Origin of the sequence: Brevundimonas sp. EAKA (assembly GCF_000698025.1) — a bacterium.
Lineage (GTDB): Bacteria > Pseudomonadota > Alphaproteobacteria > Caulobacterales > Caulobacteraceae > Brevundimonas > Brevundimonas mediterranea_A.
In genome coordinates this window covers 1-11,523 of record NZ_JMQR01000097.1, presented here as the reverse complement: position 1 = coordinate 11,523, position 11,523 = coordinate 1, and the positions used below count along the sequence as shown (strand labels likewise).

15 protein-coding genes and 1 pseudogene are annotated in these 11,523 nt (G+C 69.1%); 9 read left to right on the top strand and 7 right to left on the bottom strand.

Annotated features, from left to right (window positions below):
• The 3 genes from ER13_RS18710 to ER13_RS12840 all read left to right on the top strand — a co-directional run.
• Nucleotides 1–484, top strand: a 484-nt coding sequence (locus tag ER13_RS18710; RefSeq protein ID WP_035309796.1) for a hypothetical protein, incomplete at its 5' end; no start/stop codon positions are given.
• Nucleotides 485–586: 102 nt separating this feature from the next.
• Complete coding sequence (locus tag ER13_RS17745; RefSeq protein ID WP_052005087.1) at nt 587–1,111, top strand: BA14K family protein; 525 nt, start codon at nt 587–589, stop codon at nt 1,109–1,111.
• A gap of 129 nt (nt 1,112–1,240) precedes the next feature.
• The gene (locus tag ER13_RS12840; RefSeq protein ID WP_035309794.1) at nt 1,241–1,435 is read left to right on the top strand and encodes a hypothetical protein; all 195 of its coding nucleotides are present in this window, start codon (nt 1,241–1,243) and stop codon (nt 1,433–1,435) included.
• A gap of 19 nt (nt 1,436–1,454) precedes the next feature.
• Here ER13_RS12840 and ER13_RS12835 read toward each other — a convergent pair whose 3' ends face one another.
• From ER13_RS12835 to rplU, 3 genes are all read right to left on the bottom strand, one after another.
• Nucleotides 1,455–1,988, bottom strand: coding sequence for a GNAT family N-acetyltransferase (locus ER13_RS12835; RefSeq protein ID WP_035309793.1), 534 nt, complete (start codon nt 1,986–1,988; stop codon nt 1,455–1,457).
• A gap of 167 nt (nt 1,989–2,155) precedes the next feature.
• A complete protein-coding gene (gene rpmA / locus ER13_RS12830; RefSeq protein ID WP_035309791.1) occupies nt 2,156–2,443 on the bottom strand; it encodes a 50S ribosomal protein L27 in 288 nt (95 codons plus the stop codon).
• Between the two features lie 100 nt (nt 2,444–2,543).
• Nucleotides 2,544–3,098 (bottom strand): 50S ribosomal protein L21, encoded by a 555-nt coding sequence (gene rplU, locus ER13_RS12825; RefSeq protein WP_008260603.1) that lies wholly within the window; start codon nt 3,096–3,098, stop codon nt 2,544–2,546.
• A gap of 209 nt (nt 3,099–3,307) precedes the next feature.
• On the opposite strand from rplU, the gene ER13_RS12820 reads away from it, so the two are divergent.
• Nucleotides 3,308–4,642, top strand: coding sequence for a cyclopropane-fatty-acyl-phospholipid synthase family protein (locus ER13_RS12820; protein WP_035309788.1), 1,335 nt, complete (start codon nt 3,308–3,310; stop codon nt 4,640–4,642).
• A 5-nt stretch (nt 4,643–4,647) separates the two neighbouring features.
• Here the strand turns inward: ER13_RS12820 and ER13_RS12815 are convergent, their stop codons facing one another.
• Together ER13_RS12815 and ER13_RS12810 are read right to left on the bottom strand one after the other, a co-directional pair.
• Nucleotides 4,648–5,181, bottom strand: coding sequence for a phosphoribosyltransferase (locus tag ER13_RS12815; protein ID WP_008263870.1), 534 nt, complete (start codon nt 5,179–5,181; stop codon nt 4,648–4,650).
• Nucleotides 5,174–6,196, bottom strand: a complete 1,023-nt coding sequence (locus ER13_RS12810) for an MJ0042-type zinc finger domain-containing protein (RefSeq protein WP_008260560.1) — start codon at nt 6,194–6,196, stop codon at nt 5,174–5,176. Before ER13_RS12810 ends, ER13_RS12815 begins: the two co-directional genes overlap by 8 nt.
• Before the next feature lie 72 nt (nt 6,197–6,268).
• Between ER13_RS12810 and ER13_RS12805 the strand changes: the two genes are divergently transcribed.
• The 5 genes from ER13_RS12805 to ER13_RS12785 are packed head-to-tail and all read left to right on the top strand — an operon-like array spanning nt 6,269 to nt 10,053.
• On the top strand, nt 6,269–6,988 hold the full coding sequence (locus ER13_RS12805; protein ID WP_035309785.1) for a cell division ATP-binding protein FtsE: 720 nt from the start codon (nt 6,269–6,271) through the stop codon (nt 6,986–6,988).
• Nucleotides 6,985–7,881: an ABC transporter permease gene (locus tag ER13_RS12800; protein WP_008258898.1), complete on the top strand. Its 897-nt coding sequence runs from the start codon at nt 6,985–6,987 to the stop codon at nt 7,879–7,881. The genes ER13_RS12805 and ER13_RS12800 overlap by 4 nt, the downstream gene beginning before the upstream one ends.
• Before the next feature lie 2 nt (nt 7,882–7,883).
• On the top strand, nt 7,884–8,510 hold the full coding sequence (locus tag ER13_RS12795; protein WP_035309782.1) for a YdcF family protein: 627 nt from the start codon (nt 7,884–7,886) through the stop codon (nt 8,508–8,510).
• Complete coding sequence (locus ER13_RS12790) at nt 8,511–9,242, top strand: 1-acyl-sn-glycerol-3-phosphate acyltransferase (protein WP_035309779.1); 732 nt, start codon at nt 8,511–8,513, stop codon at nt 9,240–9,242.
• A 25-nt stretch (nt 9,243–9,267) separates the two neighbouring features.
• The gene (locus ER13_RS12785; RefSeq protein ID WP_035309777.1) at nt 9,268–10,053 is read left to right on the top strand and encodes a MipA/OmpV family protein; all 786 of its coding nucleotides are present in this window, start codon (nt 9,268–9,270) and stop codon (nt 10,051–10,053) included.
• Nucleotides 10,054–10,071: 18 nt separating this feature from the next.
• On the opposite strand, the gene hisC is transcribed toward ER13_RS12785, so the two are convergent.
• Both hisC and ER13_RS18705 read right to left on the bottom strand, forming a co-directional pair.
• A complete protein-coding gene (hisC, locus tag ER13_RS12780) occupies nt 10,072–11,169 on the bottom strand; it encodes a histidinol-phosphate transaminase (RefSeq protein ID WP_035309775.1) in 1,098 nt (365 codons plus the stop codon).
• Between the two features lie 32 nt (nt 11,170–11,201).
• Nucleotides 11,202–11,523: pseudogene (locus ER13_RS18705) on the bottom strand (hypothetical protein); the annotation flags it as partial.

Sequence of the window (11,523 nt, the reverse complement as noted above, 5' to 3'; positions counted from 1 at the left end):
GGGTCTCGCCGTCGGCGCCCTGTCGGCCTGCGCCCCCACCACCTTCCCGACCGGCGCCCCCGTCGGCGGCCCCGCCGCCTTCAACACCGCTGACTTCGCCTGGTCGGAACGTCCGGGCCAGGCCGCCATCGAGGGCCGCGTCACCTATACTCAGGACGGCAAGGCCTACGCCTGCGTCGCCTCGGCCGGCCTGACGCCCGACACCCCCTATACCCGCGCCCGCTTCCGCACCCTGTACGGCTCGACCGAGCGGGCCGCCGTGCCGGCCGCCGTGGTCCGCGCCCGCACCGTGCCGGACGCCAACGCCAACTACAGCGGCTTCGTCCGGGACACGCGCTGCGAAAACGGCCGTTTCCGGTTCAGCGGCCTGCCCGACGGCGGCTGGTTCCTGATCGTCCCGGTCCGGACAGGCGACGAAGCCCCCCTGGTGCTGATGCGCCGCGTTGACACCCGGGGCGGCCGCGTCGTCAATGTCGCCATGTAACATCGGTCTGTAGCACAGGCCTGTAAGTCGTCGTTCGATACAGTAGGCGTCATCCAAGCGTTCCCATCCGCCCGGCCCGGACGGCCGTACTGGGGATTGACCATGAAACTCGCTCTGATCGCCGCCGTCGCCGCGGCCCTGTCCACCGCCCCGGCTGTGGCTCAGACCTGGTACGACGCCCCGCCCCGCCATGAGCCCCCCCGGGACGGCGGGGGCTATCCGGGTCGGGACGCCTATCGGCCCTATGGACGCAACCAGACCTATGGTTCCGGAGCTCGATACGACTTCAACGGCCAGGCGGACCGGCCCGGCGACTATCGCTGCGACGCCTATTGGGACGCCGCCCGCACCGACTGCGGCGCCGCCTGGCGCGACCAGCGGCCGGCCCATACGCGGCGCTATCGCCCCGCCGGCTATGGCTACAGCTATTCCAGCGGCCCCGGCGTCTATCCCGGCGCCTATGGCCGGCCGGACCTGGTCTATCCCGGCGGGGGCTCAGCCTATGATCGCCCGGCCTATGGCCGTGACGCCCGCCGGGTGGATTGGTGCCGCAGCGTCTATCGCTCCTACGACCCGGCCAGCGGCTATTATCGCACCTATGACGGCCGGCTCGTCTTCTGCGGCTGACAGAGGTCGCGACGCCTCTAAAGCGTCCGCGCCTCACGAAGATGCGACCCCGGTAACGCGGATCGCCATCTTCTGACCACTCCGACCCCGGACAGATCCCTGCTCAAGAGACAGTCGGGGAGCGCCTTCTTGTCCCAGCACAACATCATCGGGTCCGAGGCCTTTACCCGAGGCCCCATGATCCTGATCCGCAAATACCGCGCCGGCGGCGCACGGCGCCGTCGTGCGCGCACGGCCACGGCCTTCGTCGCCGGGGCCGTGGCCATGCTGGTCGCCGGCCTGGTCGGAGCCGCCGCCGTCTTCGGCCCCAGCCTGGCGGGCTGATTGGGCTAGGGCTGGCCGCTCAGGCCAGCCACACCATCATCCGCGTCTCGATCTCGGCCCGCCGCGCCCGGCTCCAGGCCCGGCGGGTCTCGCCCGTGTAGAGAAAGCCGGACTTCTCCAGCACCCGGCCCGAGGCGGGATTGTCGGCGAAATGCCCGGCCACCAGGGCGCGTCGCCGCCACTTGCGGCTGGCCCAGACCAGGGCGGCGTCCAGGGCCTCGGTGGCGAAGCCCCGCCCCCAGTAGTCGCGCCCAATCCAGTATCCCGCCTCCGGAACCCGATCCTCGCTCTCGAACAGGCCGATGACCCCGACGGGGCCGGCCGCCTCATGTTCAATGACGAAGGTGTTGGCCCGCGCCGGATCCTGCGAGGCGACCTGAAGCACGAAGTCGTCGGCGTCCTCGACCCGGAACGGATGCGGCATCCGCTTGGTCATGCGCGCGATGTCCAGATCATTGGCCAGGGCGGCGATGCGCGGCGCGTCCTGGGGCGCGGGCGCGCGCAGCACCAGACGCCGCGTCTCGACGATGGGGGAGGTTTCGATGACGCACATGACAGTCGCCTCTTCGTAAGGACCGCCACCTTGGAGGGCTCGGGCGGGCTACGAGGCGGGGAAACGCAAACGGGGAGCCTGGTGATCCAGACTCCCCGCGGAATATCTTCCCTGGTCCGGATCGGCTGCTTTCAGGAGCAACGCGATCCGGAGTGTTCCAGACTGCGTTACTCGGCCGCCATAGCCTGGGCGGCGTCGTCATTGGCCGCGAGGACCGACACATAGCATCGGCCGCCGGCTTTCTTGGTGAATTTCACCGCGCCGTGGGTCAGGGCGAACAGGGTGTGGTCACGGCCCATGCCGATGTTCTCACCCGGGTGGAAGGTGGTGCCGCGCTGACGCACGATGATGTTGCCGGCCAGCACGCGCTCGCCGCCGAACTTCTTCACGCCGAGGCGCTTCGACTCGGAGTCGCGACCGTTACGCGACGAACCACCGGATTTCTTGTGAGCCATCTTGCCGCTCCGTCTTTCCTGAGTGTCCTACCGGCCTTTCGGCCTACTTGAGGACGTCTCTCTTTAACTGGTCTGGCGCTGTGAGGCGCCGGTGAATGTCTTAGGCTTCGTCGCCGGCGGCTTCAGCCTTGGGCGCGGCCTTCTTCTTGGCCGGTGCCTTCTTGGCGGGAGCCGAGCTCTCGACCACGACGCCCTTGACCTCGGCGCCGTCCACGTCGGTCACGACCGTCTCGATCGAACCCAGCGCGGAGGTCGCGCCGCGGGTAGCCAGGTTGCGGGCCCGCAGGTTGATCTCGGCCTTGGTCGTCAGATCGACCTTGCCGTCCCACTTGGCGATCTCGCCGGCGCCTTCGATGCCGGTGATGCGCAGGACCGATTCCATCTGGCGGTGGCCGTTGGTGCGGCGATAGCCCTGACGACGGGTCTTCTTGAAGATCTTGATCTTCTCACCCTTGCGGGTTTCGACCAGGGTGGCGCCGACGAAGGCGCCGTCGATCAGGGGAGCGCCCAGGGTCACGCCCTTGTCGCCGCCCAGCATCAGGACGCTGTCGAACTTCAGCTCCGAGCCGGCGTCGCCATCGAGCTTTTCGACGACAATCGTATCGCCCGGTTGGACCCGGTACTGCTTGCCGCCGGTCTTGATCACCGCGTACATGTTGAAGCCTCAGCGCAAACGCAAAAATGAAGACGCCCTCCGGAGAGACCCCCGGGGGCGAAGAGCGGCGACATATACGGAAGGGCGTCTCGGAGTCAACGCTGCACACGGCGGAAATTCAAGCGGCGCAGCATTTCGCCCCATCATCTAGCGCCGTTCGATCAATTCGGTAAGGTCGCGGCCTGCATGAAATTCGGGGACAAGATCACATGACCACCGTCGCTACAGGCGGCCAGGATTCGCGCACGGCCGCCGCGCGTCGGATCGTTGCGCACATCGCGGGACATCTACAGGCCGATCTGTCGTTGCAGCTCTGGACGGGCGAGGTCCTTCCTCTGGGCCCTGGCGCCCGCGACGACATCCGCATCGTGCTGTCCGATCCCTCCGCCGTACGCCGGCTGGTGCTGAAGCCCGGCCTGATGACCCTGTTTGAGCTCTACGCCACGGGCGACGTGCGCATCGAGGGCGGCTCGCCCCTGGAAGCCGCCGATCGCTGGGACCATGGCCGCGCCGTCCACCTGCCGCGCCGGGTCAACAAGGGGCTGATCGCGCGCGCGTTGATCCCCTTCCTGTTGGCGGGCCGCGCGCGCTCCGTCGGCGACGCTGCCTATGACCCCACCGGCGAGGCCGGCCAGCGTCAGGACAAGTCCGCCCGCACGGACAAGGACTTCATCTCCTTCCACTATGATGTCGGCAACGACTTCTACGGCCTCTTCCTGGACCCGGAGATGGTCTACTCCAGCGCCTGTTACGCCGACGCGGACCAGTCGCTGGAGGACGCTCAGACCCGCAAGCTGGACCTCATCTGCAGGAAGCTCCGTCTCAAGCCCGGCCAAACCCTGCTCGACATCGGCTGCGGCTGGGGCGGTCTGTCGTGCTGGGCGGCCCGGCACTATGGCGTCAAGGTCCACGGCGTGACCCTGTCCGAGGAACAGCTCGCCTTCGCCAACGCCAAGATCGCCCGCCTCGGCCTGCAGGACCGGATCACCCTGGAGCTCAAGGATTATCGCGATCTGGAGATGACCGGACGGTTCGACGCCATCAGCCAGGTGGAGATGTTCGAACACGTCGGCTTCGCCAACCACGACCGGCACTTCCTGGAGATGCATCGCCTGCTGAAGCCGGGAGGCCTGTATTTCCACCAGGCCTCCGTCCGCCGCGGCGGCCGCGATATCGGCAACATCACCCCCCAGACGACCGCAACGCGCACGATCGGCCGCTTCATCTTCCCGGGCGGAGAGCTGGACACCATCGGCATGACCGTAACCAACCTCGGCCGCCTGGGTTTCGAGGTGCTGGACGTCGAGAACCTGCGCGAACATTTCCAGGCCACCACCGCCGAATGGTCCCGCCGCCTGATGGCCCGCAGGGACGAGGCCATAGCCATGGTTGGAGAGGAACGCACCCGCCTGTGGCTGATATTCTTCGCCATGTGCGCCAAGGGCTTCGAACGCGGCTCCATTCTCGTCTACCAGACCGTGGCCCAGAAGCGACGCGCCGGTAAGTCGGGCTTGCCGCTGGATCGCGCCTCTCTCTATCGCTGAGATCTCTAATCCAGCGCGCAGATGTCCGGAAGGCCACGCAATCCGCCGGCGTTGTCCAGTCCGTAGCCCACCAGGAAACGGTCCGGGGCCTCCCAGCCGACGAAGTCCGGCTCGGGGGCGCGCGGCGCGGGCCAGGGCTTGCGGGCGAAGACGCAGGTCAGGACCTCTGAGGCCCCGGCCTCGCGCGCGATCCGTCCCGCCTCGGCCAGGGACAGGCCGGTGTCGAACACATCGTCCAGGATCAGCACACGCCGCCCGGCGATGGGCCGCTGGAACGGGGCATAGACGTCGATCTTGCCCCGGCTGGTCTTGTCGTCGCCGTAGGAGGCCAGCCACAGGGCGTCGAACCGGACATTACGGCCCAGTCGCGACAGGGCGCGGGTCAGGTCGGCGGCGAACCACAGACCGCCGGTCAGCAGGACGGCGGCGACCGTGTCGTCGTCGATAACCGGAGCGATGCGCGCGGCCAGATCCGCCACGACGCGGGCGATGTCGGCCTCGGCCAGCAGGACGGTCGGCTTGGGGGAGGGATCAGCCATGCGAGGCGGATACCGCCTCGCCGTGCCCGTTGTCCACCACGCGAATGGGTCGGGCCTCGATCGGCGCCTGGGCGTTGCGCGCGGCGACGCCCGGCGCGACCGCCGATCTCAGGCCGTTGGAGGCGGGCGCAAGCTCAGCATGAGCGTTCGCCGGCGCATGACCGCCGCCCGTTTCGGCGGGCGCGTGATCGGGCTCGTGAGCAGGGGCAGCATGAGGAGCCGCCTGAGGCGCAGCATGATCTTCGCCGTGATCCGCCGCCGGCGCCGCTTCGGCGGGCGCGGCGTGAGCAGCGGCCGGCTTGGCGTGAGGCGCGTCGGGCGTCACGAAATTGACCCCGATGTCGGCCGCATGACCGCCGGGATCGGGGATCAGGACGGCGAAGCCCTGGACCTTGCCGGGCAGGACGGGGGCGGCGTCGATGGCGACGATCCTGAACCCGACCTCTGCGCCATGCTCGTCCAGCAGCGCGACCCGGACGGGCGGGGCCACGATCTCGGCGTCGCGCACATTGCGCAGCGCACCGGACACCAGAACCATGCCGGGATGATTGGGAACCTCCTTGGCCGTCATCGCCTCGAAGTCCAGGCCGACCGGGTTCACCGGCGTCCCGACTGCGGCATAGGCGGCGGCGGCGCGCGGAAAGGCCTCGACCACCTCGATCCGGAACAGGAAGGCCGAGACGATCAGGCCGACAAAGGCGCTGGCCAGGCCCGCCCACACCACGCCGTGGGTGGCGGCGCGGCGCAGGCGGCGCTGCTGTTCGGCGCGGGCGCGAAAGGCCTTGGGCAGTTCCGGCGCCGGCGTCTCGGCCAGGCTGGCGGGCTCGGGCGCAGGTTCCGGCTCGGGCGTGGAGATGACGCGCGGTTCGGGCGCGACGCTCAGTTCCAGCGGTTCGTCGCTGGTCGCGCGCCAGACTTCGCCGCACGATTTGCAGCGCACCTTGCGCCCGTTCGCGCCCACGGCGTCGTCGGGAATGAAATAGCTGGTGGCGCAGGCGGGGCAGGTCAGTATCATGTGGCTGACTGCGAGGCTGTCGCCCCCTCCTGTAAGGCGCGATTTCGCGCCCTGTCCCTGAAACAAATCTCAATGCCGTCCTCGCCACCCAGCGCCGTCGATTCCGCCCCTGTGACCGAGACCGTCCGCCTGTCGGGCGTGGGTTTCGGCTATGCGGACGCGCCCGACGTGCTGCGAGACGTTAACCTCATTCTGACGCGAGGCTCTTTCCACTTCCTTACCGGACCGTCCGGCGCCGGAAAGTCTTCGCTTCTGCGGCTTCTGACCCTGGTGGATCGGCCGACCACGGGGACCATTCGCCTGTTCGGCGCCGATGTGTCCGACATCGACCGGCGCGACATCCCGGCCTTTCGCCGCCGCATGGGGGTGGTGTTCCAGGATTTCCGCCTGCTGGACCACCTGTCCGCCTTCGACAACGCCGCCCTGCCCCTGCGGCTGGCGGGCGGGCACGAAGCCGACTACGCCGCCGATGTGGAGGAAATGCTGAAATGGGTCGGCCTGGGCCGCCGGATGGACGCCCGCCCCCCGGCCCTGTCCGGGGGCGAGAAACAGCGGCTGGCCATCGCCCGCGCCGTCATCACCCGCCCCGGCCTGATCGTCGCCGACGAGCCGACGGGCAGCGTGGACGCCGTCATGGCCGAAAAGCTGCTGCGCCTGTTCCAGTCGCTGAACCGGCTGGGCGCCACCGTCCTGATCGCCAGCCATGACCAGGCCTTGGCCGAGCGCTCGGGCGCCCAGGTCCTGCGGCTCGACCAGGGCCGGCTGACCGAAGCCGCCCGAGCCGCCGCATGATCCGCCTTTCCGACTTCCGGCTTTCACGGGGACGTCCCGGCCTGCTGCCCCCGGCGGCCGCCGGCGAGCCCTGGCTGATGACCGTCATCGCCGTCCTGTGCTTCCTGGCCTGTCTGGCCGCCGTCGCCGCCTCGGCCGCCGACCGCGCCGCCCACGGCTGGGCGCGTCAGCTCGGGTCCGAGGCGACGGTGCAGGTCCGCCCCCGCGTCGGCGAGACCGGCGACACCGCCGCCGCCCGCGCCGCCGAGACCCTGTCCGGCGTCGCCGGGGTCGAGGAGGCGGCGGCCCTGGATCGCAAGGCGGCCGAGGATCTGCTGCGGCCCTGGCTGGGCGACGCCGTCCTGCCCGACCTGCCCCTGCCCCATCTGGTCACGGTGCGGCTGAACCCGAACGCCCCCGCCAGCGCGGTCAGCCTCAGCCGCGCCCTGGCCGAGGCCGGGCTGGACGCCACGGTCGACGACCACAGCCTTTGGCGCGGCGAGGTCGAACGTTCGGCCGCCCTGATCACCGCCCTGGCCGGCGCCGCCTTCCTGGCCACGGCCTTCGCCGCCGCCGCCGCCATCGCCTACGCCACCCGCGCCGGCCTGGCCGCCGGGCGCGGGGTGATCGAGACCCTGAGCCTGAACGGCGCGACCGACGGCCGCATCGCCTGGCTGTTTCAGCGCCGCTTCGCCCTGATCGCAGCCGGGGCCGGGGCCATTGGGGCGGGGCTGGCGGGGCTGCTCCTGGCCTTCCTGCGGTTCCTGGGCGGATCGGACGGTCTGACCCAGGCCCTGCCCGTGACCTGGGGCGACCTGCTGCTGCTCTCGCCATGTCCGCTGCTGGCGGCTACGGTGGCGCTTGTCGCGGCCAGATTCGCCGCCATGCAGGTTCTGGGTTCAGGTCGGGGGTAGGGATGAGGCTGCTCGTCGTCATCGGCATTGTCGCCCTGATCTGGCTGGTCGGCCTGTTCGCCTTCGCCCATCGGGTGCGCGAACTGACGCCCGCCGAAGATCCCGCTCAGGCCGACGCCATCGTGGCCCTGACCGGTCCGTCGGCCGAGAGGGTCAACGCCGCCATCCGCCTGCTGGAGCAGGGCAAGGGTCAGCGCGTGCTGATTTCGGGCGTCAACCGCGAGGTCCGCCGCCGTGAACTGCGTGAGCTGACGCCGGGCTCCAGCCGTCTGTTCAACTGCTGCGTCGATCTGGGCTTCGAGGCCGAGGACACCGTCGGCAACGCCCAGGAAATCGCGGCCTGGGCCCGGTCCAAGGGCTATGACGACCTGATCGTCGTCACCTCCGACTATCATATGCCGCGCTCGCTGGTGGAGATCCGGGGCCAGCTGCCGGGCGTGAAACTGACTCCCTACGCTGTCTCGACCCCCTCGCTGGACAACCGCCACTGGTGGCGCGCGACGGTGACGGCGCGGCGCATGACGCTGGAATATATGAAATATCTCGCCGCCCTGGGCCGCGAGGGGATTCGCCGCCTCAGCCGCGTCGCCCCCGCGTCCGAACCCTCCGCCGAAAAGGCCCCTGCCTAAGTGAACACCCTGCGTTCCCTGCTCTTCACCGCCTGGCTCTATCTGTCGATGCCGATCGTCGCCGTCGGCCTGTCGCCCATCCTGCTTGCGCCGCACCGTTATGTGCAGGGCGTCTGCAAACTGTGGGCGAAGATCGTCCTGTTCGGCCTGCGCTGGATCGCAGGGGTCAAGGTCGAGGTGCGGGGGCTGGAGCACGCCCCGTCGGGCGCCGCCCTGATCGCGTCGAAACACCAGGGGATGCTGGACATCGTCGCCCTGCTGGCCGTCCTGCCCGACGCCTGTTTCGTGATGAAGAAGGAGCTGATGCCCCTGCCCTTCTTCGGCTGGTTCGCCTGGAAGGCCAAGATGATCGCTGTGGACCGCGCCGGCCACGCCAAGGCGCTGAAGAACATGACCCGCCAGGCGCGCGAACGCCTGTCCGAAGGCCGCCAGATCGTCATCTTCCCCGAGGGCACGCGCAATGATCCCGGCGTGCCCGGCGACTACAAGCCCGGCGTCGCGGCCATCTATCGCGATCTGGAAGGCCCCTGCTGGCCGGTCGCCACCAACTCCGGCGTCCACTGGCCGGCCCATGGATTCCGCCGCTATCCGGGCAAGGTGGTGTTCGAATTCCTGGAGCCGATCCCCGCCGGCCTGAAGCGCGGGGCGATGATGGCGTTGCTGGAAAGTCGCATAGAGACGGCATCTGCGGCCCTGCTGGAGCCAAAGGCCCAGCTCGAACGTATGGACTGACCTATTCCGTACGAGAAAGCTCCAAATGTCCTTGCGCACCCTGGCCCTGACAGCCGCCGCCGCAACCGCCTTCGCCGGCTCAGCCCTTGCCCAGTCCCAGCCCTATGAGCAGATGCGCCCCGTGCCCGACGGCTGGACCGTCGATCTCGGCGTCGGCGCCCTCTACAGCAAGGACAGCGGCGGCGACACGGGCTCCGAGACCCGGGTCGTGCCCTGGGTGTCCGCCAATTACCGCGACGTCGTCTATCTGAGCGCCATCGACGGTCTGGGCTGGAACGCGATCAAGACCGACGACTTCCGCGCCGGCCTGCAACTGCGTCCGCGCTTCTCGCCCGAAGACATCGAGGGTCTGGACCTGGATCGTCCCGACTTCGGCGCCGACGTGGCCGCCTACGCCTTCAAACGCCTGCCCGGCAATATCGTGGTCGGCGGCCGGGTCAGCCGCGACGTGTCGGACGTCAGCGAGGGTACGGAATACTACGCCTCGGTCGGCCACCAGCGCGTGACGCCGATCGGCCTGATGAATGTCTCGATCTATGCGCGCGGCGGCGACGCCAAGCTGGCCGACGCCTATTATGGCGTCAGCACCGCCGAGGCCGCCCGCAACGGCATCGACGCCTATTCGCCGGGCAGCGGCCTGCAAGGCGCCGGCGCCAGCCTGTTCCTGCTGGTCCCGATCAACGACAAATGGGGCGCCGGCGCCCTGGTCAACTATGAACGACGCCTGGGCGACGTGGCCGACAGCCCCCTGTCCCAGGAAGACGACACCCTCCGCACGGGCGTCTTCTTCGCCCGCCGCTTCGGCGGCTGAGGAACAGACGGCGACCGATCAGGTCGCCGCGAACTCGCTCAGCGCGTCGATGACGGCGCGGTTCTGGTCTTCCGTGCCGATGGTGATGCGCAGGGCCTGGGGCAGGCCGTAGCCGCCGACCGGCCGCACGATGATGCCCCGTGTGTTCAGATAATCATTGGCGGCGGCGGCCCGTTCGGCCCCGTCGAACACGACCAGCACGAAGTTTCCGGCGCTGGGCAGGACCTCAAGGCCAAACCCGCGCAGGGCCTGGGTCAGGCGCGGCTTCCAGTTCGACACCAGCTCACGCGAGGCCGTCTGGTGCGCCTCGTCGAACAGGGCGGCGGTCGCCGCCTCCAGCCCCGGCACGGAGACGTTGAACGGAAGGCGGATGCGGTCGATGGCTTCGGCCACCTTCAGCGGCGCATAGCCGAAGCCGATGCGCAAACCGCCGAGGCCGTGGATCTTGGAGAAGGTGCGGGTCACGACGATGTTTTCGGCCGCCTTGGCCAGCGGGAAGGCGGTCTCCCAGTCGGCCTCGGTCACATATTCGGCATAGGCTTCATCGACCACCAGGATCACATGAGCCGGAAGGGCCGCGTGCAGGCGGCGGATCTCCTCGCCGGTGTTGTAGCTGCCGGTCGGGTTCGACGGGTTGGAGACATAGACGATCTTGGTCCGCTCATCGACCTGGGCCAGCAAGGCGTCGACCTCGGCCTTGAAGTTGGGCTCGGGCGCCAGCTTGACCTGGGCCTCGCAGCCCAGGGCGCTGATCCGATAGGCCAGGAAGCCGTACTGGCCGCAGACGATGTTGTCGCCCGCCGTCAGATAGGTCTGGTTCAGCAAGGCGAAGACCTCGTCCGAGCCATTGCCGAAGATCAGCCGCTCGGGCTCCAGCCCGTGCTTGTCCGCCACCGCATCGCGCAACTTGGTCGCCCGACCGTCCGGGTAGATGTGAATGTTCTTGATCGCCGCCTCATAGGCCGCGCGCGCCTTCTCGCCGGCGCCCAGCATGTTCTCGTTCGAGGACAGTTTCATCGGCTCGGCGACACCGGCGATGGACGACTTGCCGCCGACATAGGGGGCGATGTCGAGGATGCCGGGCTTTGCCTGGGGTCCTTGGGGCGCGTCGGTCATGGGAAGCCTTGAACTCGGAAGATGAGGGGAAGTCAGAAGACGGGCGCGGCGCCGATGACGCCGGTCAGGCGGCCGGGGGCCGCGCTCAGCCGTCCGTCCTCGGCCTGCACATAGCCTGCCAATAGGAACAGCTTCAAGCCGCCCGCCGCCGCCAGGGGTTCGGCGGCCAGTCCGGCCTCGCCCAGGGCCTCGACGATCCTGGCGTCGGACAAGCCGCTGTCAGTGACCCAGAAGCTGCGGTCGTCGCCCGAGACCCGGGCGGCGGCGGCGGCGGACGACGTCCGGCGAGCTTCCGCCTCGGCCTCGGCCAGGACGGTCTGGGCCGCCTCGAGTTCCTGCCGCGCGGTGATCTGG

Coding starts and splice junctions, on each gene's coding strand:
- ER13_RS12815 (WP_008263870.1), bottom strand. CDS start 5,181: ATGGCTGATCCCTCCCCCAAGCCGACCGTCCTGCTGGCCGAGGCCGAC.
- ER13_RS12785 (WP_035309777.1), top strand. CDS start 9,268: ATGTCCTTGCGCACCCTGGCCCTGACAGCCGCCGCCGCAACCGCCTTC.
- ER13_RS12795 (WP_035309782.1), top strand. CDS start 7,884: ATGAGGCTGCTCGTCGTCATCGGCATTGTCGCCCTGATCTGGCTGGTC.
- ER13_RS12835 (WP_035309793.1), bottom strand. CDS start 1,988: ATGTGCGTCATCGAAACCTCCCCCATCGTCGAGACGCGGCGTCTGGTG.
- ER13_RS12800 (WP_008258898.1), top strand. CDS start 6,985: ATGATCCGCCTTTCCGACTTCCGGCTTTCACGGGGACGTCCCGGCCTG.
- ER13_RS12820 (WP_035309788.1), top strand. CDS start 3,308: ATGACCACCGTCGCTACAGGCGGCCAGGATTCGCGCACGGCCGCCGCG.
- ER13_RS17745 (WP_052005087.1), top strand. CDS start 587: ATGAAACTCGCTCTGATCGCCGCCGTCGCCGCGGCCCTGTCCACCGCC.
- ER13_RS12805 (WP_035309785.1), top strand. CDS start 6,269: ATGCCGTCCTCGCCACCCAGCGCCGTCGATTCCGCCCCTGTGACCGAG.
- hisC (WP_035309775.1), bottom strand. CDS start 11,169: ATGACCGACGCGCCCCAAGGACCCCAGGCAAAGCCCGGCATCCTCGAC.
- ER13_RS12810 (WP_008260560.1), bottom strand. CDS start 6,196: ATGATACTGACCTGCCCCGCCTGCGCCACCAGCTATTTCATTCCCGAC.
- rplU (WP_008260603.1), bottom strand. CDS start 3,098: ATGTACGCGGTGATCAAGACCGGCGGCAAGCAGTACCGGGTCCAACCG.
- rpmA (WP_035309791.1), bottom strand. CDS start 2,443: ATGGCTCACAAGAAATCCGGTGGTTCGTCGCGTAACGGTCGCGACTCC.